This window comes from Streptomyces sp. NPDC088400, from assembly GCF_044753355.1.
Lineage (GTDB): Bacteria > Actinomycetota > Actinomycetes > Streptomycetales > Streptomycetaceae > Streptomyces.
Map to the genome: position 1 here is coordinate 394,336 of NZ_JBIVMZ010000006.1, position 23,716 is coordinate 418,051.

A 23,716-nucleotide genomic window follows, 5' to 3' on the forward strand; every position below is an offset into this window, starting at 1 on the left:
GAGTCGGAGCGGAACCAGAGCCGGAACCGGAACCAGAGCCGGAACCGGAACCGGAAGCAGAGCCGGAGCTTCCACCGGGCGCTTCCGGCCGCCCGGTGAACGAATCCAGCACCCGGTTGAGCGCCCGGTCGAAAAAGACCTCCATGTCGGCCGGCCCGGAGTCCTCCGCGAACGCCGACGCCAGCCGGGGAAACCGGCCGGAGGCGATCTCGCGCCCCAGATAGGCCATCCGGACCGTGTGTTCCTGCTCCGCGGACCAGGGCAGGGACCGGGTGCGCTCGGCGCTCTGGAGCTCGTTGGCGACGTAGGTGGTGACCACCCCGTTGACCATCGCCACCAGTTCCATCTTCTCGCCGTAGGGCATGTCGAGCGCGTCCAGGCAGGCCAGGCTGTACTCGATGTACCGCAACGAGTTCGGGCTGAATCCGTACACCGACGACATCAGCCGCGACATCCACGGGTGCCGGTGCATCATCGTGCGCGCCCGGTGGGCGAGGGCGGTCAGATCCGCCCGCCAGTCGCCGGACGGCTTCTCGGGCAGTTCGTACTCCCCGGCGACCGCGTCGGCCATCAGCTCGTACAGGTCTTCCTTGCGCGGCACGTAGTTGTAGAGCGACATCGTGCCGCAGCCCAGCTCACCGGCCACCTGCCGCATGGTGACGGCTTCGAGGCCGTCCGCGTCGGCGAGCCGGACGGCGGCGGCCGCGATGTCCGCGCGGCTGTACGCCGGCCTGGGGCCGCGGCCGGCCCGCTCCGGACGCGACCAGATCACTTCGGGTTCAGCAGGTCGCCCCGCCATCGGTCATCACCTCGCCCACCATCTTAGTTACGTACAACGTACGTAGTGCGGTACGGTGGGCCGCATGACAACTACGTACGCTGTACTTAGTGAAGGCTTGGAGAAGCGATTCGGCGGCGACGGCGGGGTGCGGGCCCTGAGCGGGCTGGATCTGGCCGTCGCCGAGGGCACGGTCTGCGGGGTGCTCGGGCCGAACGGCGCGGGCAAGACCACCGCCGTGCGGATCCTGACCACCCTGGCCACTCCCGACGCCGGGACCGCTCTGGTCGCCGGACACGACGTCGTCCGCGATCCGGGCGCGGTGCGCCGGGCCATCGGCGTCACCGGTCAGAACGCTTCCGTCGACAGTGAGTTGACGGGACGTCAGAATCTGCGGCTCTTCGCCAAGCTGCTCCGCGTCAAGGGCGCGGCCGGCCGGGCGCGCGCCGATGAACTCCTGGAGCGCTTCGAGCTGACCGACGCCGCGGACCGGGTGGCGCGGACCTACTCCGGCGGCATGCGGCGGCGGCTCGACCTGGCCGCCAGCCTGCTGACCCGGCCCCGGGTGCTGTTCCTCGACGAGCCGACCACCGGCCTCGACCCGCACAGCCGGAACCAGATCTGGGACGCCGTTCGCGACCTCGCCGCGCGGGGCACCACCGTCCTGCTGACCACGCAGTACCTGGAGGAGGCCGACCAACTGGCCGACGACATCGTGCTGATCGACCACGGCAGGGCCGCGCACCGGGGCACCCCGGCCGCGCTCAAGTCGCGTATCGGCTCGTACGCGGAGGTGGTCCTGGCCGAGGAGGCGACGGCGGCGGCCGAGGAGGCGGCGCTCCTCGCGGCGGCGGGCGTGCTCGACCAACTGACCGGCGCGGAGCCGGTACTCGACCGGGAGCGCCGTACGGCGGGAGCGGTGGCGAGGGACCCCGCGCTGACCCTGCCCAGGATCGTCCGGGAGCTGGACGCGGCGGGCGTGCCGGTGATCGACGCGAGCCTGCGCCCGCCGACGCTGGACGAGGTCTTCCTCCGGCTGACCGACCGCACCACGAGCCGTACCGCCCACCGCCCCGAAAACCCCACCGCCCCCACCGGGTCCACCAGCCCCACCACCGAGGAGCACGCCGCATGAGCAGCAGCACGATCGCGTACGACAGCGGCGCCGTCCTGGCGCGTCATCTCCAGCGGATCAAGCACGCGCCCGGCGTGGTAATCCTCACCCAGACCATGCCGATCACCATGCTGCTCTTCTTCGGCTACGTGTTCGGCAGCGCGCTGGCCGTGCCGGGTGAGCAGTACCGCGCCTACCTGGTACCGGGCCTGCTCGCCGCCACCGCCGCCGGCGGCATCATGACCGGGATGTTCCAGGCATCACAGGACGCACAGCGCGGGGTGATGGACAGGTTCCGGACAATGCCGATGAGCAGGGTCGCGGTACCGCTCGGACAGACCGCCGCGGACCTGCTCACGACGGCGGCGGGCCTGGTTCCGCTGCTTCTGGTGGGGCTCGCGGTGGGCTGGCGGATCGAGGGCGGAGTGCTCGAAACCCTTGGCGCCCTAGGCCTGTTGCTGCTTTTTCGCTTCGCCACCACCTGGGTCGGCGTGTACCTCGGACTGCTCATCGGCAACGAGGAAGCGGCAGGTCAACTGGGCTCTTCGACCTTCATCCTGCCGCTGCTCTCCAACGCGTACATCCCGACGGACGGGATGCCGGGCTGGCTGCGGACGACCGCGGAGTGGAACCCGATCAGCGCCCTCGCTACGGCCGTACGTGATCTTTGCGGCAACGCCGGGCCGGCGACGGATGTCGCGGGTGCCGCCTGGCCCGTGACCCACCCGGTGGCCGGATCCATGCTCTGGTCGCTGGCGCTGCTCGTACTGTTCGTACCGCTAGCAGTACGGCAATATGCCAACAACGGAGAGTGACGGGAATCGGGGCGAAAAACGGAGGCCAAGGCCGGTGTCGGGGAGTCAACTCACCGGCCGGGCCCCCGCTGAAACAAGGAAAATCTCCGCGCTCGGCGAATCCACCGACGCACTACTGCGGGCCGTGGGGACGTCAGAAGACCGGGCAACAGCACTGCGTCGGACGATGTGATCCGCCCGAGCGCGTTCAGAACGCCGTGATGCCGTATGAGGTCAGCCGCGGCTGCCGAACAGCGAACGACGAAGACGCCGCAGCGGCGCGAAGAGCGAGACACGCGCGCTCCTGCTCCGGTGACGCTCCGACCGGTCACGCGAGGTCAGTTCACGCATGAGCAGCGTGGCCTCGACTGTCTCCCGCTGTGGTACGGCGGGACCGCCGAGCACCGAGAGATGGCGGTCGAGGCGCGAACTGGTCGCGCTGCTTCCGCAGGTGATCGCAGGGATTCGCGCCCTGCTGTGCACTGTTATCTGTTCCATTTCACTCCCCACCCGATACGAGACACCCGGCCCGGGCAGATTAACCCTATCGCTCCTCGACAACACTCGTGTATCCCGCCTCCGCGGTCAACCACACCCGTACGGGGTGAGAGGCTCAGACTTCGATACGGCTGATTTCAGGGCGAGTTGGACAGATCGGAAGAGGACGGGCCCCGGGCCCGGGGGTCAGTGCACCGCCGACTCAGACGGCCGAAGCGAAGGACGGCAGGTAGCCGCCCGACTGACCTGCGGCGGTGGGGTGGTACGACTCCCCGATGTTGAGCCAGTTCACGCTGTGCAACCAGGCCGACCCCGAGCAGATCTCGTGACCGGTGAACGCCCCGGCGACATCGACGAAGGTGAAGCCGTGGTCGGCCGCCCGTTTGGCGGTCGCCGCGTTCAGATAGTCGGAGGCGTTGTTGATCGCGGTGCGCTCCTTCTCGCTCAGCCCGGCGACGCAGCTTCCGCCGAGCTGATAGAAGCGGGGATAGCCGAGGACGACGACCCGGGCGGCCGGGGCCTTGGATCTGATCGCCGTGTACACCGAGTCGAGGTTCCCGGGCAGGGTGCTGTCGATGTACCCGCGGGCCTGGTTGATCCGGCTGACGCAGGTGGCCTCCGACTGGAGGACACAGGTCGTCATGACATCGGCGAAGCCCGCGTCGTTGCCGCCGATGCTGATGCTGACCAGGTCGGTCGCCGCGCCGAGCGGAGCGAGCTGACCGGCGGTCACATCACCCGTACGGGCACCCGAGCAGGCGGTGAAGGCGAAGGTCGAGGGTGAATGCGCCGCCGCCCAGAGGGCCGGATAGGCCTTGGGGGTGCGCTTGCAGGCACCGCTGGCACTGTCGTAACCGCCGGATCCCAGACCCGAGGAGTACGAGTCGCCGAGCGCCACGTAGTCGACGGCGGCCGACTGTGCCGCCTGGGCCGAGACCGCTCCGGTGAGAGCGAGGACGGCGGCCACAAGGAGCGAGGACGAGAATGCCGTGATTCGGGACAGTTTCATAGAACCTCTCCTCTGCGGGTTTTCTGCCACAACTGTCGTACCAGCGGACACACTTCACTGGAAGTGTCCATGCCAAGTACATTCCGTGCAGGTTTCCTGACAGATCGTCATCGACGAGGGATGTTCCGGATACGACCGTCGAAGTATGGCCAAAGAAGTAAAAAAGTGAGCTCAGGCTCCAGGCCTTGCCATACAGTTCCAATCGTCAATATCGTCGTACATTCACCCGCATCGGACTATCACGCACAGCGGCTCCAGGGGAGGGGTCAAGCGCCGCGATGGGTCCCGGAGCGGGGCGCGGTAGGGGGGTGCCGTGCTCGATGACCGCACACAGTGCACTACGTGCCGAGTCGCGTGCCGCGCGGCCAGTTCCACAGCTCACCCATCCAGCACGGAGTTCCATGCCGTCATGACCGGGGTGAGAACCCCCCTTTCGAACCGGAAAAACACACGGACCGCCCGGGGGTGGGCGGTCCACCGGACGAGAGGGAATCAGACTCGTGAGCACTTTTCTGCGCCCGGCGGCGCCTGGCGAAGATCCGTTGATACCTCCGGTCCAGTACCGGCCGATCACCTCGTATCTCGCGATCGCTCCGCCGGTGAGCGTGGTGATCCCCGCGATGAACGAGGCGGAGAACCTTCCGTACGTCTTCAAGACACTGCCCGACTGGATCCATGAAGTCGTCCTCGTGGACGGCAATTCCAGCGACGACACCATCCAGGTCGCCCGCGATCTGTGGCCGGGCGTCAAGGTCGTCGAGCAGCGCGGCAAGGGCAAGGGCGACGCGCTGATCAGCGGGTTCGCGGCATGCACCGGCGACATCATCGTGATGGTCGACGCGGACGGCTCGGCGGACGGCCACGAGATCGTCTCGTACGTGTCGGCCCTGGTCTCCGGCGCCGACTTCGCCAAGGGCTCGCGGTTCGCCAACGGCGGCGGTACGGACGACATGACTGCGATCCGCAAGCTCGGCAACCGGGTCCTGTGCGCCGCCGTCAACGCCAAGTTCGGCGCCCGCTACACCGATCTCTGCTACGGGTACAACGCCTTCTGGCGCCGCTGCCTGGACGAGATCACCCTGGACTGCACCGGTTTCGAGGTCGAGACCCTGATGAACATCCGGGTCGTCAAGGCCGGTCTGAAGGTGCAGGAGATCCCGAGCCACGAGTACGACCGCATCCACGGGGTCAGCAATCTGAGAGCGGTCCGGGACGGCCTCCGGGTCCTCAAGGTGATCCTCAAGGAGACAGGCGTTCCCCGGGCGTCACGCCGTCGCCCGGTCACGCTGAGGGTCACGATCCCGCGAGGAGAGGTGTCTTGAACATCCCTCACCGGTCCTTCTCCGTGGTGATCTGCGTCTACACCGAGGACCGCTGGGAGGACATCCTCGCGGCGGTCGACTCCGTACGTCGGCAGTCGCTGCCGGCGCTGGAGATCCTGCTCGTGGTCGACCACAACGCCGCACTCCTGGAGCGGCTCGGCCGGGAGTACGGGGAGCGGGCGGCGCGCGGGGAGGTGCGGACGGCTCGTGGAGAGGAGCGCGCGGCGCGCGGGGAGGTGCGGGCCGCGCGCGGGGAGGTGCGGGTGCTCGCCAACGCGGGCCCCCGCGGCCTCTCCGCGGGCCGCAACACCGGCATCGCCCACGCGCGCGGCGAACTGGTGGCGTTCCTCGACGACGACGCCGTGGCCGAGCGCGACTGGCTGCGGTTCTTCGACGAGGCGTACGAGAACCCGCGGGTGCTGGCCGTCGGCGGACGGACGGTACCGGCCTGGGCGTCGGGGAGCAGGCCCGACTGGTTCCCCGAGGAGTTCGACTGGGTCGTCGGCTGTACGTACCGGGGGCTGCCGGAGGGCAGGGTACGGGTCCGCAACGTCCTCGGCGGGAACGCCTCGTTCCGCCGGTCGGCGTTCGACGCCGCCGGGGGTTTCGCGACGGGCATCGGGCGCCGCGAGGGCGACGGACGCCCGCTGGGCTGCGAGGAGACGGAGCTGTGCATCCGGCTGGCCGGCGCCGTACCGGGCGCGGTGCTGCTCATCGACGACCGGGCGGTCATCCACCACAAGGTCCCGGTGGTGCGCGAAGGGTTCGGCTACTTCCGTGAACGCGCCTACGCCGAGGGGCTGTCCAAGGCCCTGGTGGCCCGGAGCGTGGGCACGGACAAGGGACTCGAATCCGAGCGCCGCTACGCCACCCGCGTACTCCCGGCGGGCGTCGTGCGCGGGGTGCGCGACGCGGTCGCGGTACGGGGACGGCGGGGCGCCCGGCCCGGCGGCCTGGGCCGCGCCGGGGCGATCGTGACGGGAGTGACGACGGCGGCGGCCGGCTATCTGGTGGGCCGCTTGCGCACCCGTGGCGGGAGCGTGGCGTTCTCGTCGGGCCCGATCGAGTGGGAAGGGACGGAAGCGCAGGGCCCTCGGAGTCCCCGGAGTCCCGGTCCCGGTCCCACGAGCCCTCGGGAGGCCGCCGTATGAGGAGAAGTCGGACGGGCCCGGCGGGCGGTGTGCCGGGCCCGTCCGGTGCACCGTCCTGTCCGACGGCCGGTTCGCCGTCCCGTCCCACGGCCGGTGCACCGTCCAGTGCTGCGTGCGGCCCGGTGGCCGGTGCGGCATCCGGCGTACCGATCCTCATGTACCACGCCGTGGGGCACCGGCCGGCTCCGGCCACGCGCGCGCTGTCCGTCTCGCCCGAGGCCTTCACGGAACAGATGGAAGTGCTCGCCGGGCGCGGGTTCACACCGCTCACCACCGCGCACCTCGCCGACGTCTGGCGAACGGGGGCGCCATTGCCGCCACGCCCCGTGCTGATCACCTTCGACGACGGCTACGAGGGCGTGCACCGGCACGCCCTTCCCGCTCTCGCCTCGCACGGCTTCGCCGCCACCCTGTTCGTCTCGACGGGCTGGCTGCGCGGGCCGTACGACGGCGGGGGCGCCCCGGACACCATGCTCGACTGGGACCAGGTGCGCGAACTGGCCGCCGCCGGAACGGAGATCGGCGGCCACAGTCACACGCACCCGCAGCTGGACCAACTCGGCGACAGACGGCTTGACTTCGAGCTCCGGCGCTGCCGGGAGATCGTCGCCGACGAGCTGGGCACGGCGCCCGTGTCCTTCGCCTATCCGTACGGCTACTCCAGCCGGCGCGTGCGCGACACGGTCCGCGCGGCCGGGTTCGCCCAGTCGCTGGCCGTGGGCAACGCGCTGGCCCGCCGCCGCCAGGGCCCGTACGCCCTGGAGCGGGTGACCGTGCGTCGCTCCACCGGGATCGAGGAGTTCGGACAGCTGATCGAGGGCCGGTCGATCGGCCGATACTTCGCCGGAGACCGGGCTCTGACCAAGGGGTACGCGCTCGTACGCGGCGCCCGCCGGGCCTCGGGACGTGTCCTCGATCGCCGGAGGGACTGACGTCCGGACCGGTCGAGGCAAGGGCGAACCGGCGACCGGACGTTCCGCCACGTGGCGGCGGGCCCCCTCCACGGGGCGGAACGCGGCCCGCCGCCACAGGGCAAAACACCGTGCATCGGCCGTCCCGGTGCCGGATCATGGGCGGCATGTCTGCCAAGCCTCAGGACGCTCTGCCGATCCGGCTCACCGTCGACGACAGCGACTCGCCGTCGGATGTGGTCGACGCGCTGTTCCTCGGCCGCTTCGCGACGGGCGAGCAGCCGTACTCCCACAGTTCCACCATCGACCGGGTCAAACCGGGCGTGACCCTGATGCCGCCCGGAGCGACCGTGCTCCGCGCCGCCCGGGACGACGACCGCAGCGCGACCCTCGCCGAGGGCGACGGCTGGACGCTCCTGGTGTCCCGCTGGAACCGCGGCGCCGATGTCACGGTGACGGCCGTCAGCTCCGAACTCGCCGAGAAGGTCCATCAGCAGGCGACCGACGGCGCGCAGGACGAGCCGGAACCGCAGCCGGAGCACGTGACCATGGGCTTCTGGTACGTCTCACCGCGGCGCGGTCCGCACCGCACCACCCGGCAGATCGCCGCCGGCACCTGGGACGAGGTCAAGGCCAACTACACCGCGCCGGTCGCCGACGCGATGGACCGGCTGATGAAGGTGACGCCGGACGACATCGCGGGCCGGCTGCTTCTGCTGCACGGTCCGCCGGGTACCGGCAAGACCTCCGCGCTGCGCACGCTGGCCCGTTCGTGGCGCGACTGGTGCCAGGTCGACTGCGTACTGGACCCGGAGCGGCTCTTCAACGACGTCGGCTATCTGATGGACATCGCGATCGGTGAGGACGACGGCTCGGCCAAGGGGCGGTGGCGGCTGCTGCTTCTGGAGGACTGCGACGAGCTGATCCGCGGCGAGGCCAAGCACACGGCGGGGCAGGCCCTGTCGCGGCTGCTGAACCTGACCGACGGCCTGCTGGGACAGGGCAGGAACGTTCTGGTGGGGGTGACGACCAACGAGGACCTGGAGCGGCTGCACCCGGCCGTGGTCCGGCCCGGCCGCTGTCTGGCCCGGATCGAGGTCGGCTCGCTGACCCGCTCGGAGGCGATGTCCTGGCTGAGCAAGGAGGACGGTGACGGGGAGGCGTCGATCGGGCGCGAGGGCGCGACGCTGGCCGAGCTGTACGCGCTGCGGCGGGGCAGCGGCCCGGCGTCGGTCCCGGCGCAGCACCCGGGCGCGGACGCGGGCCTCTACCTCTGATACCTCTGAGCGACGGACGGGTCCGTGCCCGATCGGTCCGTATCGGATGGTCCGTACCGGATCGGTCCGTACCCGATCGGTCCTACCCGATCGGTCCCGATCCGGTACGCGGGTCACTTCGCGTAGACGGCCCGCACCGCGTCCTCGACCGCCGCCAGCGCTGCCGCCCGGCCGAGTCCCAGGCGCTGGGCTCGCTCCGCGTACGTCCGCGCGGCGACCGCGACCTCGCGCTCGGCGGCCTCCCCCGCGGCGGCGATGAACGTGCCGTTCCTGCCGCGGGTTTCGATCACACCGTCGGTCTCCAGCGCGCGGTAGGCCTTGGCAACGGTGTTGGCGGCGAGCCCCAGTTCCTCGGCGAGCCCCCGTACCGTCGGGAGTTTGTACCCCACCGGCAGGGCGCCCTTGCGGGCCTGCGTGGAGATCTGGGTACGCAGTTGCTCGTACGGAGCGGTCGCGGCGGCCGGGTCGATCACGATCTTCAAGGTCACGGCGCCGATTCTCCCTCACGGCCCACCGCCATCGGGCGTCGCACCACGTGGCTGGCCGGATCACGACGGGGTCAACGCAGGGGGATAAAGAAGAGGCGGCTTGGTGGAACACCGCCGTAGGGTCCCGCTCCATGACTACGATCGTCCGCGATTTCCGCACCGAGGACGCCGGAGCGCTGGTCCGCCTCCGGCGTGTCTGCACTCCGTACCTGGTGACGACCGAGGAAGCCGTCCTGTTCGAGGTGGCGACCGCCCATCCGGCCAAGAAGTACCGGCTGTTGATCGCCGAGGAGGACGGGGAGATCATCGGTACGGCTCGGGCCGGCATCGTGCACGACAGCAGCGAGCCGGGGCAGTCGTCCGTCTTCCCGGAGGTCCATCCGGACCACTGGGGCCGGGGAGCCGGGTCGCTGATGCTCCGTACGGCCGAGGAGCATCTGGCGGCCGAGGACGTGCGGAGCATCTACGCCTGGGTGCTGGACGAGCCCTCCAGCCGGGCCTTCGCCGCGCTCCACGGCTACCGGCCCACCCGCCCCGCGCACTTCCAGCGCCTCGATCTGGCCCACGGCACACTGCCCGGCCTGCCGCCGCTCCCGGCGGGCGCCGAACTGCGAACGGCTGCGGACTACGCCGACGACCCCCGGCCGCTGTTCGAGGCCGACGCGGAGGCCACAGCCGACGTACCGGACGACATCGGCCTGGCCTTCGACGACTACGAGGACTGGCTGAACCACACCTGGAACCATCCCTTGCTCGACCGCGCACTCTCGACCGTGGTCGCGGTGGACGGTGAGGTCGCCGCGTACACCCTTGTCCAGACCGACGGCCGCACGCGCTACTGGTCCGGCATGACAGGCACGCCGCGCGCCCACCGGGGCCGGGGTCTGGCGAAGCTGGCCAAGACCGACTCCCTGCGCCGCGCCCGCACGGCCGGTTACACGGACGCGTTCACCGCCAACGACGCGGACAACGAGCCGATGCTGGCGGTCAACCGGTCGTTCGGCTACGAGATCTGCGCGTCGCACGTACGCCATGTCCGTACTTTCGACTGAGGGTGCGGGCGCTGAGGCCCCAGAGCGCTGAGCATCAGGACACCGAGCATCAGGGCCGCTCTTCGGATGAGGCTTCGCCCGTGGTGGCGGGCAGGACCACCGCCCGGTCAACGCCCGCCGGGGCGTGGGCGATCGGGTCGTCGTCCGCGTGCCAGTGGAGGACGAAGCGCTCTCCCGCGCGGTACGCGTCCAGGCCCGCCCGGCAGTAGGCGACCATGTCGTCCGGGAGCGCGGACAGGGGGTGCCAGGAGAGCCCGGAGCACTTGTGCGGCTCGCGGTTGTACGGCTCGGCCGCCGAGTCGTACTCCGCCTCGAAGAACCAGCCCATCCTGGGCCTGCCGCCGGGGCCGCGGTGCTGCATGACCAGTGCGACGCGCAGCTCGTCCGGGGTCAGTTCGACGCCGATCTCCTCGAACGCCTCGCGGATCATGGCCGTACGGACGTCCTCGCCGTCCTCCACGTGCCCGGAGGGGCCGTTGAGCAGGCCGTCCCCGTATCCCGTCCCCGCCCGGCGGGCGAGCAGCACGTCGTCTCCCCGGCGCAGGATCAGGTGGACGTCGACCACTTCCCTGTGCCGCTGTGGCGGCGCCGGGCGGGCGATGAGCGCGTACCTCTCGTCGTCGACCGCGCGCCCCCAGAGCGCGGGGTCGGCGGAGAGCGGCTCGTGGTGGACGCGCTCGGTGAGCGGCGCCAGGGCGGAGACGAGCCGCGTCGCCGGCAGCCCCGCACCGGACCAGACGCCCTCGATCAGGACCAGCCGGCCGCCCGGCCTCAGCAGCGACCACCAGTGGCGGAGCGCCTCTTCGGGGTCCGGCAACGTCCACAGCACATGCCGGACCAGGACGACATCGAAGGTCCGCTCCCCCACGGGCGGCCTGCCCGCGTCACCGACCAGGACCTCGGCGCCGGTCCCCGCCAGCTTGGCCCGCGCCAGGGCCGCCATGCGCGGGGAGAGATCGACCGCCGTCACGCGGTGGCCCTGCTCGGCGGCGAGCAGGGCCAGACTGCCCGTACCGCAGCCGAGGTCGAGCACCAGGGACGGCTCCCCGGGCAGCCAGTGCGACATCCGGGCCGCCCAGGCGGCCCGGATGTCGGGGTCCAGCAAGCCGTGGTCGGGCTCCTGGTCGAAGGAGTCGGCGTAGGAATCCCAGTCGGTCGTGGTCATGTTCCGATGGTGACAGGCACCACTGACAGTCGTCCGGCCCTCGTCCCGCTCTCGTCCGACCGTCGTCCGTCATGCCTCCACGTCACACCGCGTCACACCGTGTCATGCCGCGTCATGCCGTCGCGTCACGGCGCTCGCGCCCCCGCACGATCAGCTTCTTCACCCCCGGCCAGACCAGCAGGAGCACGATCACGGCGTACACCGTCACCGAGAAGGGCGTGTTGACCAGACCGGTCACGCTGCCGTCGCTGATCTGGAGGGCGCGCCGCAACTGCTGCTCGGCGGCCGGGCCCAGGATGACACCGATCACGGCCGGCAGCACCGGCAGACCGTACCGCCGCATCCCGAAACCGATCAGACCGATGATCAGCAGGATGACCAGGTCCAGTGCCTCTCCGCCGACCGCGTACGCGCCGACGGCCGCGAAGAAGAGGATTCCCGCGTAGAGGTAGGGGCGCGGGATGCGCAGCAGCTTGGCCCAGACCGGCGCGAGCGGCAGGTTGAGCAGGAGCAGCAGCACCATGCCGACGAAGAGCGAGGCGATCAGGCCCCAGACCAGGTCGGGTTCGCGTTCGAAGAGCAGCGGTCCGGGCTGGATGCCGTACTGCTGGAAGGCGGCCAGCATCACGGCGGCGACGGCGGTCGTGGGCAGCCCGAGCGTCAGCATCGAGACCAGCGTGCCGGCCGCCGAGGCCGAGGCCGCGGACTCCGGGCCGGCCACGCCCTCGATGGCTCCCTTGCCGAACTGGTCCTTGTGCTTGGAGAGCCGCTTCTCCGTGACGTACGAGAGGAAGGTGGGGATCTCCGCGCCGCCGGCCGGGATCGCCCCGAACGGGAAGCCGATGAGCGGTCCGCGCAGCCACGGCCGCCAGGTGCGGCGGACGTCGTCCTTGCCGAGCCAGGGGCGGCCGACCGGGATCGCCTCGCCCGAGGTACGGCGCAGATGGGCGGCGACCCACAGGGCCTCGCCGATGGCGAAGAGGCCGACCGCGACGATCACCACGTCGATGCCGTCGGCGAGTTGGAGCGTGCCGAAGGTCAGCCGCTGCTGGCCGGTCATCTGGTCGAGACCGACCAGCCCGAGGGTGAGACCGATGAGCAGCGAGGCGAGGCCGCGGATCCGGGACGAGCCGAGGACGGAGGTGACGGCGATGAACGCCAGCACCATGATCGCGAAGTAGTCGGGGGCCCCGATGTCCACCGCGAGCGAGGCGACGGTCGGAGCGAGGACGACGAGCAGGATCGTGCCGATCAGGCCACCGGCGAAGTGACCGCCCGCGGCCGCCGCCAGGGCCTGGGCGCCGCGCCCTGCCTTGGCCATCGGGTTGCCTTCGATGGCGGCCACGACGGCGGCGCTCTCACCTGGGGTGTTGAGCAGGATGGAGGTCGTGGAGCCGCCGAACATCGCGCCGTAGTAGATGCCGGCGAACATGATGAAGGCACCGGTCGGTTCGAGTCCGTACGTCACCGGGAGCAGCAGGGCGACGGCCATGGCGGGGCCGATGCCGGGCAGGACCCCGATCGCCGTGCCGAGCAGCACACCGATCGCGGCCCAGAGCAGGTTCATCGGCGTGAGTGCCGTACCGAAGCCGTCGATGAGGGAGTTGAGGGAGTCCATCGGTTACAGCACCCCCATCAGCGGGCCACCGGGGAGGGGGACACCGAGCAGGTTGTCGAAGACGAAGAAGGTGACGAGCGACAGGACCGCGGCGATCAGCGGGTCCCGGTCGTAGTGGCGGCTGCCGAGCGCGTACGCGGAGCCCCAGAAGAGCAAGGCGCCGGAGATCGGGAAGCCGAGCGGGTCGATGAGGACGGCGTTGCCGAGGAAGACGCCGGCGAGGAGCAGTACGGTCCGCCAGTCGCTGGGCTCGCTGAGGTCGATGTCCTCGCCGCCCTCCGCCTCTCCCCGGCCGCCGCGCAGGACGTCGAGCGTGAGCAGGACGGCGACGACGAGGAGGCCGATCCCTACGACGACCGGGACGGTCTTGGGGCCGACGGGGCCGCGCTGGGTGATGTCGACGTTCATGGTGAGGGCGTCGGTGAGGACGAGGACGCCGAGGACGAGCAGGAGGAGCCCGACGCCGAGTTCGGAGTGCTCGCGAAGCCAGGAACGGGCGCCGGACGCGGCCGGGTCCGGGGCCTGCTTCGGGGCCTGGGCCGATGCCGGGTTCGGGGCCTGGGCCGATGCCTGGGGTGAGCCCGTGGACGACGCCTGGGACGAGTCCGAGGGCGGAACGTTGTCCGGGGTCGCGCCGGAGGGATCGGTGTGCGGTGTCGTCACAGTCCCAGCTCCTTCAGGACGGAGTCCACGCGGCGGTCTTCTCCGGCGAGGAAGTCGCCGAACTTCTCGCCGGTGAGGAAGGCGTCGTCCCAGTTGTTCTTCTTGAGGGACTCCCGCCACTGGGGCGAATCGTGCAACTTCTCGAAGAAGGCGATGAGTTTGTCGCGCTGGGCGTCGGAGAGGCCGGGCGGCGCGACGACGCCGCGCCAGTTGGTGAAGTCGGTGTCGAGTCCCGACTCCCGCAGGGTGGGGGCGTCCACGCCGGGGATCCGCTCGGGTCCGGTGGCCGCGAGGACGCGCAGTTCGCCCGACTGGATCTGGTCGAGGTACTCACCGACGCCGGAGACGCCGAAGGAGACCTTGTCGCCGAGGATCGAGGCGAGGAGTTCGCCGCCGCCGTCGAAGGGGATGTAGTTGACCGTCTTCGGCGCGATGCCCGCGGCCTTCGCCATCAGCATGGGCGCGAGGTGGTCGGGACCGCCGGCCGAGGAACCACCGCCGACCGGCACCTTGGCCGGGTTGGCCTTCCACGCCTTGACGAGGTCGTCGATGGTCTTGAACGGGGAGTTCTTGCTGACGACGACGATGTCCGACTCTTCGCTGATCCGGGCGATCGGGGTCGTATCGGCAAGTGTCTTGGGCGACTTGTTGGTGTGTACGGCGCCGACGACACCGAGGCCCATCGACATGGCGAGCTTGCCGTTGCCGTGCTCGCCGACGAGCCGGCTGAGACCGACGGTGCCGCCCGCGCCGGGCAGGTTGAACACCTCGATGTTGTGGGTGAGTTCGGCGTCCTCGGCGTTCTTGGCCATCGTGCGTGCGGTGATGTCGTAACCGCCGCCGGGGGTGTTGGGGACCATGAAGCGCAGGCCGGGTATCTGTGTACCGGTGTCGGTGCCACCGCCCGCGGTGAGCAGTGGCGGCCCCACCAGCACCAGCAGCGCCGACCCGAGCAGGGCCAGGGGGGTGCGCAATCGCACGTCTGCCGCCTTTCGGAAGTAGTGCTCGGAGAGCTGTACGTGAAGAGCTGTGAAGAAGGGCTGTGAAGAGGTATGGGTGAAGAGGCTGTGCTTGGAAGGGGTGCGCTTGGAAGAGGTGCGCTTGGAAGGGGTGTGCGTGGAGAGGCTGTATTCGGAAAGCGAGTGTCCGGAAAGCTATGTGAGGTGGGCCACATGTTGCCTGCGCGTTAACAACCTGTCTCTCTTCCGGAACCAACGGACGTTGTGGTCGTTGCGGTCGCGGCCTAGCGTGTCGATGTGACGAAAGTGCTGGTGGTGGACGACGACTTCATGGTCGCGAAGCTCCACAGCCGTTATGTGTCCGCGATGGACGGCTTTACGGTCGTCGGAGTGGCGCACAGCGGCGGAGAAGCGCTGCGCGCGGCCGAGCGGCTGCGTCCTGACCTTGTCCTGCTCGACATCTATCTGCCCGACATGGACGGGATCGCCGTACTGCGCGAGCTACGGGCGGCGGAGGAGCGGGACCGGGCCCGGATCAGCGTCGACGCCCTGTTCATCACGGCGGCGAGGGACGCGGGCATCATCCGCGCGGCGCTGCGCGCGGGCGCGCTGCACTACCTGATCAAGCCCTTCAACCAGGCGGCTCTCCAGGAGCAGCTACGCCATGTCGCGTCCCTGCGCACCCGCCTGGCCGGGCTGGGCGAGGCCCGCCAGGAGGACGTCGACCGTATCTTCGGCACCCGCCCGCCCGGCAGCCGCACCCTCCCGAAGGGCCTGGCCCCCCACACGGCCGACCTGGTCGAAGGCGTCCTGCGCCGGCACCCGGACGGCCTGTCGGCCACGGAATGCGCGGACGCGGGAACCCTGTCCCGGGTGAGTGCCCGCCGTTACCTGGAGTACTTCGCCGACACGGGCCGAGCCCAAGTGACCCTCCGCTACGGCGGTACGGGCCGCCCGGAACGCCGCTACCGCTGGACCGGCTGAAGTCCGGCGCCCGTAAGGGCGTTGCCCCTCAGGGCTGTTCTCCGGAGCCGTTGTCGAGGTTGGTTCCGATGACGACGGTCGCGTCCAGTTCGTCGGAGACGGCCACGCGCGGGATCAGGCCGTCCCGGGCGACCGTGTCGACGGCCCGGCGGGCCTGGCGTTCGCTCGTCTCGAACAGCAGGTGGCCGCCCGGCGCCAGCCACAGCGACGCCGCCGCGGTCACCCGCCGCAGGACGTCGAGCCCGTCCGCTCCCCCGTCCAGCGCGACGCGTGCCTCGTGGATACGGGCCTCGGGCGGCAGCAGCCCGATCTCCTCGGTGGGTACGTACGGCACGTTGGCGAGCAGGATGTCGACGCGGCCCCGCAATGTGGCGGGCAGTGGCTCGTACAGGTCGCCTTCGTACACCCGGCCGCCGACGGCGGCGACGTTACGGCGGGCGCACCGCACCGCTGTGGGGTCGATGTCGGTCGCGTACAACTCGGTGTACGGATCGGCGTACGACGCGGTGCACGGATCGGCGTACGGCGCGGAGTGCGGATCCGCGTACGGCGCGGAGTGCGGTCCGGCCCCGCCCCGGGCCGCGACCAGTGCCGCGCCCAACGCGCCCGAGCCGCAGCACAGATCGACGACGACGGCCCGTGGACCGGCGGACACCGCGAGGGCCGCGGCCTGGTCGACGAGGAATTCGGTACGGCGGCGGGGTACGAAGACGCCCGCGTCCACGGCGATCCGCAGGCCGCTGAACTCCGCCCAGCCGAGGACGTGTTCAAGGGGAAGCCCGGCGACGCGCCGGTCGACCATGGCCGCGAGGTCCGCCCGCGACCGTGCCGTGGAGACGAGCAGACGTGCCTCGTCCTCGGCGAAGACGCAGCCAGCGGCCCGAAGCCTGGCGACGACGGCGGGAGAGAGAACAGAGGGAAGAGACGGTGACGGTGAGGACGGTGAAGCCGACATCGGAGCCTTTCGGAATGCCTCCGGGCTGCTCCCGCGGTCACCTATGCCTGATGGACCGCACGGTCATGAGAGGAGAGCACCCGACCTGCTACAGCGGTAATGGGTCCCACCTCCTCGACGCGTTCCCTGCTTGGGGAGGCCACCCTACCGGAGCCGCGCGGTGACACGCGGACACACCGCGACCGGCCGTCCTCGGCTCCTTCCTCGGCTCCTTCCTCAGCCCCTCCCTCTGCGCCGTGCCATGCCCCTTCCTGTGTCCCTTCCTGTGTCCCTTCTTAGCCTCTCCTTAAAGGCGCCATAAGGATCGCCTTCACCCCGTCCCAGCAGGCGATTTCGTGGTTCCGAGCGACTAGCTTTCTGATCGCCGGGGCGGCTTTCAGCGGGGAGGCTGTCCGCCGCTCCGGCGGTTCACTCATGACGCTCGTGACGCTCATGACGCGCATGACGCGCATCCCGCTCAGGGCCCCGTGCCCGCGTCCCGTTCATACCGCTCTCGCCTCTTCCGAAGGAGAACCAGTTCCATGACCGCTCGCCGTACGGCCGCCGGGATCGTCGTCCTCGGCCTCGCCCCGCTCGCGCTGACCGGGCTGGCCGCCGCGCCCGCCGCCGCTCATGGGTCGATGACGGATCCGGTCAGCCGGGTCGCCGCCTGTTTCGCCGAGGGGCCCGAGAGTCCGCGGTCGGCGGCGTGCAAGGCTGCGGTCGCGGCCAGTGGGACGCAGGCGTTCTACGACTGGAACGAGGTCAATATCGCCAACGCGGCCGGGAACCACAAGCAGTTGATCCCGGACGGAAAGCTGTGCAGCGCGGGCAAGGACAAGTACAAGGGGCTCGATCTGGCGCGCGGCGACTGGCCGTCGTCCACGATGGCGCCGGGCACCCGCACCTTCAACTACAAGGCCACCGCGCCGCACAAGGGCTCCTTCGAGCTGTACATCACCAAGGACGGTTACGACCCGGGCAAGCCGCTGAAGTGGTCCGACCTGGAGGAGAAGCCCTTCCTCAAGGTCACCGACCCCACGCTGAAGAACGGGGCCTATGCCTTCGACGGCGTCGTCCCGAACAAGTCCGGCCGTCATCTCGTCTACTCGATCTGGCAGCGCTCGGACAGCCCCGAAGCCTTCTACACCTGCTCCGACGTGGTCTTCGGCCAGGACAACGGCAGCGCGGGCGGCGCCGCCCCGGCCGCCTCCGCGCCCACCGACCAGGAGGTCAAGGACAGCGCGGACAAGTCCACCGTCGAACACAACGGCCACGGGGACATCGACGCGGGCGCCGGCACACACACCGACGGCCACACCGACACCGACACCGATGCCGGGAAGGCCGACGCCGAGAAGGCGGACACCGGGAAGACGGAGGCCGCCGAGGAGCAGAAGGCGGAGAGCGGGACGGAGGAGACGTCGGGCAGCGGGGCCAACGCCCCCGAAGCGAAGAGCGCCGGCACCCCGGTCAAGCAGCAGGCCGGTCAGCCCGCCGCCGGTCAGGAGAACCTCGCCGAGACCGGTGGCACCAGCGCCACCTCGTACATCGCGATCGGTGGCGCGGCGGCCCTCGCCGTCGGCGCCGCGGTGACGTTCGGGGCCGTCCGCCGCAAGGCCGTACCGGCCGGACGCCACGGCCGCTGACCTGACCCTGCCTTGCCCTCCCCCCTGCCTGTTCGGGCAACACACTGCCGTCCGCCCCGGTAACTCCCCGGTGCGGACGGCAGTGTGATGTCGGACGACGACGCGTCAGCCGACCACCGACGCACACGTGGTCGGCGTGGCCCGTCCCGGATCGAGCGAGTTGGCCACCTCGTGGAAGGCGATCCTGTCGAACAGCCCGATCGCCGCGTGCTCGGAGAGATCGACCGGACACAGGTCCTGGAGCAGCACGTTGCGCACATCGGGGCCGCTCAGGAACTGTGACCGGTACGGGGTCACCACCTCGTCGTAGCGCGTGGCGATCACGGTGTAACGCACACCGGGTACCGTGTCGCCGCCCGCGTTGAGCTTGGTGAGGAAGGCGGATCCGGCCACCTGGTCGGCGAGTGCCGGGGTGTTCTCGGTCAGCAGGTCCGCCGCTCCGGGGAAGTACGGCAGCAGCCGGGTCAGCCCGAGCAGAGTGGTGCCGTGGTTGTCCGGGGCGATGCCGACCAGGGCATTCACCTTCGCCGCCCCGCCCAGGAACTTCAGGTAGTAGCGCGGCATCATGCCGCCTTGGGAGTGGCCGACGATATCCGCCTTCGCCGCGCCGGTGGCCGCGAGCACCTTGTCGACGTACGTGGCGAGTTGTCCGGCCGAGACGTCGATGGGGCCGAGGCCGTGGATCAGCGGCACGTCCGGGAGTTGCCCGTAGTCGAGGGAGAAGACGCAGTATCCGCGGTTCACCAGGTACGGGGCGAGGCCGAGCCAGTTGTCGACGGAGTTCGCGAAGGTGCCGTGGACGAGGACGACGGGCCGGGGGTGGGCTGCGGAGGGCTTGCAGGAGTAGTTGTTCCAGGCACCGGAAGCGGAAGCGGAGGAAGAGGACGTGGAAGAGACAGAAGTGGTGGTCGCGGCTACGGCTGGGGTGACCGTGACCGTCGTGGCCAGCAGCAGCGCGGCCAGGGGGCCGAGCGCGCGTTTCCAGGGCAGCATCGGGCGATCTCCTTGCGGCTCAAGGGAATTGCGATGACTGTCAGCCCTGTGGCCCGGACCACACGTACGGCTGTGCTCATGCCAACTTACGCACGAGTAAGGCAGAGAAGGGAAGTTACGCGTCGGTAAAAAATCGTCGCCGTACACACCCCGTGGCCGGGCATCACGCCCACGGGAAAGGACTGCGCGCCGACGCGAAAGACCGCTTCGCCGTGGTGCTGGAAGAGTCGTCGGCACAACGAGCCCGCGCTTTTCGCGGCGCCGGTTCGGTGGCAGTTGCCACTTCGCAGTGAGGAACATTCATGAGTACGAAACCGGCGAAGAACGTTGTGCTCGTCCACGGAGGATTCGTGGACGGCTCCGGGTGGCAGCGGGTGCACCGTCTGCTGACGGACGACGGCTTCCGGGTCAGCGTCGTACAGAACCCGACCCACTCCCTTCAGGGAGACGTCGCGGCGACCGAGCAGATCCTGGACGAGCAGGACGGACCGACGGTTCTGGTGGGTCACTCGTACGGCGGGGCCGTCATCACCGAGGCCGGCAACCATGACGGCGTCGCGGCGCTGGTGTACATCGCGGCGTTCGCACCCGACAAGGGCGAATCCGTCAGTATGCTCATCGCCGATCCGGAGCCGGGAGCGCCCGTACCGCCGATACTCCCGCCGGTCAACGGTGTGCTGTTCCTCGACCGGGAGAAGTTCCACGCCTCCTTCGCGGCCGATCTGCCGTCGGCCGAGGCCGGATTCATGGCCGCCGCCCAGGTGCCCTGGGGCCTCGACGCGCTCGACGGCACCGTCACCGAGCCGGCGTGGCGACGGAAGCCGAGTTGGTACCTGGTGGCGACCGACGACCGGATGATCCCGCCTCCCGCCCAACGGGCCATGGCACGGCGGGCGGGCAGCACGGTCACCGGGACCCCCGGCAGCCACGCGATCTACGTATCCCGGCCGGAAGCCGTCGCCGACGTGATCAAGCAGGCCGCTTCCGGCATCGAAGGATCCGCATGACCTCGACCCCGCGGGTACAGACCGTCCGTGGCGCCGTGGCGGCACGTGACCTCGGCACCGTACTGATGCACGAGCACGTCTTCGTCCTCAACGAGGAACTCCGGCAGAGCCTCCCGGAGACCTGGGACGAGCAGCAGCGCATCAGCGACGCCGTCACCCGGCTGAAGGCCCTTGCCGCGACCGGCGTCACCACGATCGTCGACCCCACCGTCATCGGGCTCGGACGCAATGTCGCGCGAGTCGCCGTGGTGAACCAGCAGGTCGACCTCAACATCGTCGCGGCCACCGGCCTTTTCACGCTGGCCGATGTACCCGACTTCTTCCGCTACCACGGGCCGGGCACGATGCTCGGCGGCGCCGAGGACATGACCGAGCTGTTCGTCCGTGAACTCACCGAGGGCATCGCGGACACCGGCATCAGGGCCGCGTTCCTGAAGTGCGCGATCGAGTACGTGGCCCAACTCGCGCCGGCCAGGCGGGTTCGGGCGACGTTCAGCCGTTCGCGGCGGATGAGATCGCGTGAGGTGGTGTTGGCCGCCTGCAACACCTGTTGGACGTAGCGCGCGGACCAGCCGAGCGCCCGCGCGATACCGACGGCGTCCAGGTCCCTGTCGCAGGCATGCCGGCGTACGTAGCGTCGGATCGCGGCCTCGACCGTCGCTCGTTGCCCTGTGGGCGCCGTGTCGTCGCAGCCCTCCGCCGCCAGACACACCAGGTCCAGCAGCCGGTCGCAGGCGATGTCGAAGGTGGTCTCGGAGAGTTGCTCGCGCTCCTCGTGCAGTGTGGTGGTCAACTGCCGGATGACTCGGCCCAGTCCACGGTCGCCGCTGAGCAGCTGCGACCCGCCGGCCGCGATCGGGCTGCGTACGGCGACGTCCTGGCCGGACATGATGAAGGAGATCGACAGGAAGTCGGCGCCGTGCGCGAACGTCATCGGACGGTCGATGTCGCACAGCGCCATACTGCCGGGCCGGAGCTCGGCGGACGGGGCCCCTGCTGCTCCACCCAGGCCGTGCCGGCGAGCGGTACGAGGAGTTCGTACGTGCCCCGGGGATCGGACCGGATATGCCGGGTGTCCCTCTTCACCATTTCCTCGCCGCCGGAACAACGGGCGAGGCCGTAGCTCTTCGACTGCTGCCACTCCAGGCGTCCGGTCCACGGAGCGTCACGGTCCGGCACACTGATCCGGCTCGCGCCATGGAGGCCGGTGAAGACCTCGTCCCAGGCGCTCGCCGAGGAGAGGGTGAGAGCTTGGCTCCAGGAGTTCACGCCTCATCCTAATCCGCCCGGGAGTGGGGGCAGTTGTGCTCTGCGACATCCCGGGGCCGCTCGTGGATCGAAGCAAACAGCCCGCCTGGGGACCAGGCGGGCTGTCGCATCATGACGCGGAGTCGGCGATCACCGCGCCGTACGGCGGGCCGGTCGGCGCCGACCGGCCCGTACCCGGGTCATGCCTGGAGGGTGGCGGCCTGCTTGATCAGCTCCGCCACGGCCTCCGGCCGGGATATGTAGATGGCATGGCTTCCGGCGGCCTCGGTCACGGTGGCTCCGGCTCGCTCGGCCATCGTGCGCTGCGCCGGCGGCGGGATCATACGGTCGTCGGTCGCGACGAGGTACCAGCTCGGCCTGGCACGCCAGGCGGCCTCCGTGACCGTCCCGTTCAGCGCGTCCACACCCCAGGGAACCTGCGAGTCGGCCATGAACCGGGCGTCCTCGGGCGCCACATCGGCCGCGAACGACGCGGGGAACTTCTCACGGTCCAGGAAGAGGAAGCCGTCCTGGGGCGGCAGGATCGGCGGAACGGGCGCGCCGGGAGCCGGGTCGGCGATCAGGGTGCCGACCGATTCGCCCCTGTCCGGTGCGAAGGCCGCGATGTAGACGAGCGCGGCCACACCCTCGTGCCGGCCGGCCTCGGTGATCACAGCCCCGCCGTAGGAGTGGCCGACGAGCACGGTCGGCCCGTCCTGGGCGTCGAGAACCTGCCGGGTGACGGCCGCGTCACCTTCGAGGGAGTGGGTCGGGTTCTGTACGACACTGACGTTGAAGCCGTCGCGGGTGAGGAGGCGGTAGACCGGCTGCCAGCCGGAACCGTCGACGAATCCGCCATGCACAAGAACGATGTTCTTGACGGCACTCATGTGATTGCTCCTTGTTGGTCGGAAGACTTCCGGTCGGCTGCAAGCCGTGCCGGATTGCCTGTTCCTGTTCCTGTTCCTGCTTCGGCTCCTGCTTCGGCTCGTGCTTCGGCCAAGTGGCCTGGTTGGGCGACGAGCGAGGCAGAGCAGAAGGTCATGCCGTGCTTCGTGCCGCGGCCGTCACGAAACGCGTCACCGCCCGCGAGAAGGCCTCCGGCTCCTCAAGGTGACCGAAGTGCCCGCTGTTCTCCAGGATCAGCAGTTCCGATCCGGGGATCAACCGGTGCAGCTCCTCGGCCCATCGCACCCCGCAGACGACATCGTGGCGGCCGACGACGACGAGGGTCGGCACGGTGAGCGAGCCGAGGTCCTCACGGTCGTTGATGATGTGCGGAGAGAGGTTCTCGTCCATCCCGGAGATGTATGTGGCGCTCAGGGAGGCACTCAAGGGCGCGAACTCCCCTTCCCGGCCCCAGTAGTCGGCGAAGTACAAGGGGAGCAGCCCCTTGGCGGCGGCGGTCGTCTGCGCGTCGTCGGAAGCGGCCGACATGGCCTGGAAAGCCGCCAGGGCCCCGGGGAGTTCGGGATGACCGGCATACCGCGCCGCGAACGACTCCACCAGGCGCATGGCCTCGGCGATGTGTTCGGGACCGGTCAGCGGCGCGCTGTCGTAGAGGATCACCCCGGCGATGCGCTCGGGGCTGTGCAGGGCGTGGTACTGGGCGACGAAGCCGCCGTGCGAGTGCCCCAGGAGGTGCACCTCCGGGACGCCGAGGTGCTCGATCAGCGCATCGAGGAACTGGCTGTAACGGGGCCGGGTGTAGCCGTGGGGGTGGGAGGACAGACGGCCGGAGGCGCCGCTGCCGATCGGCTCCGGGTACACGATCGTCAGGTGCCGCTCCAGCGCGGGCATGCGCAGGTACTCCCAGCCGATGCCCGGTCCGCCGGAATGCGCGACGCACACCGGTCCCGTGCCGTGGACGTGATAGCGCTGCACTACTCCGTCGATCTCGACGGTGTGTGTGCCGGCGGCCAGAGGATCGGTCGCAGAGGTGGTCATGGGGTCTCCGTATCCAGCAGGTGTCGATGACACCAGCAGGACGCCGGAGAGAGGACGAAGTTCGATCCGGACTACGTGACGCCCGTCACATCAGGGTTCCGTCGCACCGGAGTTCCGTCGCACCGGAGTTCCGTCGCATGAAGTCCGGTCAGGGT

General features: G+C 70.0%; 22 protein-coding genes and 2 pseudogenes. 11 read left to right on the forward strand and 13 right to left on the reverse strand.

The window, feature by feature from the left end:
* Positions 1 to 88 precede the first annotated feature (88 nt).
* A pseudogene (locus tag ACIQD6_RS18235) lies at positions 89 to 799 on the reverse strand (TetR/AcrR family transcriptional regulator); the annotation flags it as partial.
* Between the two features lie 64 nt (positions 800 to 863).
* Between ACIQD6_RS18235 and ACIQD6_RS18240 the strand changes: the two are divergent.
* Both ACIQD6_RS18240 and ACIQD6_RS18245 read left to right on the forward strand, forming a co-directional pair.
* A complete protein-coding gene (locus ACIQD6_RS18240; protein WP_401883657.1) occupies positions 864 to 1,913 on the forward strand; it encodes an ATP-binding cassette domain-containing protein in 1,050 nt (349 codons plus the stop codon).
* Positions 1,910 to 2,707 (forward strand): ABC transporter permease, encoded by a 798-nt coding sequence (locus tag ACIQD6_RS18245; RefSeq protein WP_401883659.1) that lies wholly within the window; start codon positions 1,910 to 1,912, stop codon positions 2,705 to 2,707. Before ACIQD6_RS18240 ends, ACIQD6_RS18245 begins: the two co-directional genes overlap by 4 nt.
* Before the next feature lie 213 nt (positions 2,708 to 2,920).
* Here the strand turns inward: ACIQD6_RS18245 and ACIQD6_RS18250 are convergent, their stop codons facing one another.
* Positions 2,921 to 3,184, reverse strand: a complete 264-nt coding sequence (locus ACIQD6_RS18250; protein ID WP_401883661.1) for a hypothetical protein — start codon at positions 3,182 to 3,184, stop codon at positions 2,921 to 2,923.
* Between the two features lie 202 nt (positions 3,185 to 3,386).
* Positions 3,387 to 4,193: an SGNH/GDSL hydrolase family protein gene (locus ACIQD6_RS18255; RefSeq protein ID WP_401883663.1), complete on the reverse strand. Its 807-nt coding sequence runs from the start codon at positions 4,191 to 4,193 to the stop codon at positions 3,387 to 3,389.
* 500 nt (positions 4,194 to 4,693) lie between these two features.
* On the opposite strand from ACIQD6_RS18255, the gene ACIQD6_RS18260 reads away from it, so the two are divergent.
* The 4 genes from ACIQD6_RS18260 to ACIQD6_RS18275 all read left to right on the forward strand — a co-directional run bounded on the left by ACIQD6_RS18260 (position 4,694) and on the right by ACIQD6_RS18275 (position 8,854).
* Positions 4,694 to 5,515: a glycosyltransferase family 2 protein gene (locus tag ACIQD6_RS18260; RefSeq protein WP_401883665.1), complete on the forward strand. Its 822-nt coding sequence runs from the start codon at positions 4,694 to 4,696 to the stop codon at positions 5,513 to 5,515.
* Between the two features lie 2 nt (positions 5,516 to 5,517).
* The gene (locus tag ACIQD6_RS18265; protein ID WP_401883815.1) at positions 5,518 to 6,666 is read left to right on the forward strand and encodes a glycosyltransferase family 2 protein; all 1,149 of its coding nucleotides are present in this window, start codon (positions 5,518 to 5,520) and stop codon (positions 6,664 to 6,666) included.
* A 155-nt stretch (positions 6,667 to 6,821) separates the two neighbouring features.
* A complete protein-coding gene (locus ACIQD6_RS18270) occupies positions 6,822 to 7,598 on the forward strand; it encodes a polysaccharide deacetylase family protein (protein ID WP_401883667.1) in 777 nt (258 codons plus the stop codon).
* 146 nt (positions 7,599 to 7,744) lie between these two features.
* The gene (locus tag ACIQD6_RS18275) at positions 7,745 to 8,854 is read left to right on the forward strand and encodes a DUF5925 domain-containing protein (RefSeq protein ID WP_401883669.1); all 1,110 of its coding nucleotides are present in this window, start codon (positions 7,745 to 7,747) and stop codon (positions 8,852 to 8,854) included.
* Positions 8,855 to 8,967: 113 nt separating this feature from the next.
* Here ACIQD6_RS18275 and ACIQD6_RS18280 read toward each other — a convergent pair whose 3' ends face one another.
* On the reverse strand, positions 8,968 to 9,342 hold the full coding sequence (locus ACIQD6_RS18280; RefSeq protein WP_401883671.1) for a GntR family transcriptional regulator: 375 nt from the start codon (positions 9,340 to 9,342) through the stop codon (positions 8,968 to 8,970).
* 131 nt (positions 9,343 to 9,473) lie between these two features.
* Between ACIQD6_RS18280 and ACIQD6_RS18285 the strand changes: the two genes are divergently transcribed.
* Complete coding sequence (locus ACIQD6_RS18285; RefSeq protein ID WP_401883673.1) at positions 9,474 to 10,394, forward strand: GNAT family N-acetyltransferase; 921 nt, start codon at positions 9,474 to 9,476, stop codon at positions 10,392 to 10,394.
* A gap of 85 nt (positions 10,395 to 10,479) precedes the next feature.
* Here ACIQD6_RS18285 and ACIQD6_RS18290 read toward each other — a convergent pair.
* The 4 genes and pseudogenes from ACIQD6_RS18290 to ACIQD6_RS18305 form a co-directional block, all read right to left on the reverse strand.
* Positions 10,480 to 11,559, reverse strand: a pseudogene (locus ACIQD6_RS18290) (methyltransferase domain-containing protein); the annotation flags it as partial.
* Between the two features lie 112 nt (positions 11,560 to 11,671).
* Positions 11,672 to 13,177, reverse strand: a complete 1,506-nt coding sequence (locus tag ACIQD6_RS18295; protein ID WP_401883675.1) for a tripartite tricarboxylate transporter permease — start codon at positions 13,175 to 13,177, stop codon at positions 11,672 to 11,674.
* Between the two features lie 3 nt (positions 13,178 to 13,180).
* On the reverse strand, positions 13,181 to 13,840 hold the full coding sequence (locus ACIQD6_RS18300; RefSeq protein WP_401883677.1) for a tripartite tricarboxylate transporter TctB family protein: 660 nt from the start codon (positions 13,838 to 13,840) through the stop codon (positions 13,181 to 13,183).
* Positions 13,837 to 14,820 (reverse strand): Bug family tripartite tricarboxylate transporter substrate binding protein, encoded by a 984-nt coding sequence (locus ACIQD6_RS18305; protein ID WP_401883679.1) that lies wholly within the window; start codon positions 14,818 to 14,820, stop codon positions 13,837 to 13,839. Before ACIQD6_RS18305 ends, ACIQD6_RS18300 begins: the two co-directional genes overlap by 4 nt.
* A 276-nt stretch (positions 14,821 to 15,096) precedes the next feature.
* On the opposite strand from ACIQD6_RS18305, the gene ACIQD6_RS18310 reads away from it, so the two are divergent.
* The gene (locus ACIQD6_RS18310) at positions 15,097 to 15,783 is read left to right on the forward strand and encodes a response regulator (RefSeq protein WP_401883681.1); all 687 of its coding nucleotides are present in this window, start codon (positions 15,097 to 15,099) and stop codon (positions 15,781 to 15,783) included.
* A gap of 28 nt (positions 15,784 to 15,811) precedes the next feature.
* Here the strand turns inward: ACIQD6_RS18310 and ACIQD6_RS18315 are convergent, their stop codons facing one another.
* Entirely contained in the window at positions 15,812 to 16,738 is a 927-nt protein-coding gene (locus tag ACIQD6_RS18315; protein WP_401883683.1) for a putative protein N(5)-glutamine methyltransferase, read from the reverse strand.
* Between the two features lie 521 nt (positions 16,739 to 17,259).
* On the opposite strand from ACIQD6_RS18315, the gene ACIQD6_RS18320 reads away from it, so the two are divergent.
* Positions 17,260 to 18,366 (forward strand): lytic polysaccharide monooxygenase, encoded by a 1,107-nt coding sequence (locus tag ACIQD6_RS18320; RefSeq protein WP_401883684.1) that lies wholly within the window; start codon positions 17,260 to 17,262, stop codon positions 18,364 to 18,366.
* A gap of 105 nt (positions 18,367 to 18,471) precedes the next feature.
* On the opposite strand, the gene ACIQD6_RS18325 is transcribed toward ACIQD6_RS18320, so the two are convergent.
* On the reverse strand, positions 18,472 to 19,359 hold the full coding sequence (locus tag ACIQD6_RS18325; protein ID WP_401883686.1) for an esterase/lipase family protein: 888 nt from the start codon (positions 19,357 to 19,359) through the stop codon (positions 18,472 to 18,474).
* 302 nt (positions 19,360 to 19,661) lie between these two features.
* Here ACIQD6_RS18325 and ACIQD6_RS18330 point away from each other — a divergent pair, with 302 nt between their 5' ends.
* Positions 19,662 to 20,366: an alpha/beta hydrolase gene (locus ACIQD6_RS18330; protein WP_401883688.1), complete on the forward strand. Its 705-nt coding sequence runs from the start codon at positions 19,662 to 19,664 to the stop codon at positions 20,364 to 20,366.
* On the forward strand, positions 20,363 to 20,926 hold the full coding sequence (locus ACIQD6_RS18335; protein ID WP_401883690.1) for a hypothetical protein: 564 nt from the start codon (positions 20,363 to 20,365) through the stop codon (positions 20,924 to 20,926). The genes ACIQD6_RS18330 and ACIQD6_RS18335 overlap by 4 nt, the downstream gene beginning before the upstream one ends.
* Positions 20,927 to 21,296: 370 nt before the next feature.
* On the opposite strand, the gene ACIQD6_RS18340 is transcribed toward ACIQD6_RS18335, so the two are convergent.
* The 3 genes from ACIQD6_RS18340 to ACIQD6_RS18350 all read right to left on the reverse strand — a co-directional run bounded on the left by ACIQD6_RS18340 (position 21,297) and on the right by ACIQD6_RS18350 (position 23,561).
* Positions 21,297 to 21,635 carry a hypothetical protein gene (locus ACIQD6_RS18340; protein WP_401883692.1) on the reverse strand — a complete coding sequence of 113 codons (339 nt, stop codon included), beginning with the start codon at positions 21,633 to 21,635 and terminating at the stop codon, positions 21,297 to 21,299.
* A gap of 179 nt (positions 21,636 to 21,814) precedes the next feature.
* Complete coding sequence (locus ACIQD6_RS18345; protein WP_401883694.1) at positions 21,815 to 22,504, reverse strand: alpha/beta hydrolase; 690 nt, start codon at positions 22,502 to 22,504, stop codon at positions 21,815 to 21,817.
* 151 nt (positions 22,505 to 22,655) lie between these two features.
* Positions 22,656 to 23,561, reverse strand: coding sequence for an alpha/beta fold hydrolase (locus ACIQD6_RS18350; RefSeq protein WP_401883696.1), 906 nt, complete (start codon positions 23,559 to 23,561; stop codon positions 22,656 to 22,658).
* Between the last annotated feature and the right edge of the window lie 155 nt (positions 23,562 to 23,716).

What these genes read in the sequence shown, in the direction of transcription:
- ACIQD6_RS18330 (WP_401883688.1), top strand. Translation starts at nt 19,662, where the DNA reads ATGAGTACGAAACCGGCGAAGAACGTTGTGCTCGTCCACGGAGGATTC.
- ACIQD6_RS18240 (WP_401883657.1), top strand. Translation starts at nt 864, where the DNA reads ATGACAACTACGTACGCTGTACTTAGTGAAGGCTTGGAGAAGCGATTC.
- ACIQD6_RS18335 (WP_401883690.1), top strand. Translation starts at nt 20,363, where the DNA reads ATGACCTCGACCCCGCGGGTACAGACCGTCCGTGGCGCCGTGGCGGCA.
- ACIQD6_RS18275 (WP_401883669.1), top strand. Translation starts at nt 7,745, where the DNA reads ATGTCTGCCAAGCCTCAGGACGCTCTGCCGATCCGGCTCACCGTCGAC.
- ACIQD6_RS18295 (WP_401883675.1), bottom strand. Translation starts at nt 13,177, where the DNA reads ATGGACTCCCTCAACTCCCTCATCGACGGCTTCGGTACGGCACTCACG.
- ACIQD6_RS18345 (WP_401883694.1), bottom strand. Translation starts at nt 22,504, where the DNA reads ATGAGTGCCGTCAAGAACATCGTTCTTGTGCATGGCGGATTCGTCGAC.
- ACIQD6_RS18315 (WP_401883683.1), bottom strand. Translation starts at nt 16,738, where the DNA reads ATGTCGGCTTCACCGTCCTCACCGTCACCGTCTCTTCCCTCTGTTCTC.
- ACIQD6_RS18350 (WP_401883696.1), bottom strand. Translation starts at nt 23,561, where the DNA reads ATGACCACCTCTGCGACCGATCCTCTGGCCGCCGGCACACACACCGTC.
- ACIQD6_RS18245 (WP_401883659.1), top strand. Translation starts at nt 1,910, where the DNA reads ATGAGCAGCAGCACGATCGCGTACGACAGCGGCGCCGTCCTGGCGCGT.
- ACIQD6_RS18270 (WP_401883667.1), top strand. Translation starts at nt 6,822, where the DNA reads ATGTACCACGCCGTGGGGCACCGGCCGGCTCCGGCCACGCGCGCGCTG.
- ACIQD6_RS18320 (WP_401883684.1), top strand. Translation starts at nt 17,260, where the DNA reads ATGACCGCTCGCCGTACGGCCGCCGGGATCGTCGTCCTCGGCCTCGCC.
- ACIQD6_RS18325 (WP_401883686.1), bottom strand. Translation starts at nt 19,359, where the DNA reads ATGCTGCCCTGGAAACGCGCGCTCGGCCCCCTGGCCGCGCTGCTGCTG.
- ACIQD6_RS18285 (WP_401883673.1), top strand. Translation starts at nt 9,474, where the DNA reads ATGACTACGATCGTCCGCGATTTCCGCACCGAGGACGCCGGAGCGCTG.
- ACIQD6_RS18255 (WP_401883663.1), bottom strand. Translation starts at nt 4,193, where the DNA reads ATGAAACTGTCCCGAATCACGGCATTCTCGTCCTCGCTCCTTGTGGCC.
- ACIQD6_RS18250 (WP_401883661.1), bottom strand. Translation starts at nt 3,184, where the DNA reads ATGGAACAGATAACAGTGCACAGCAGGGCGCGAATCCCTGCGATCACC.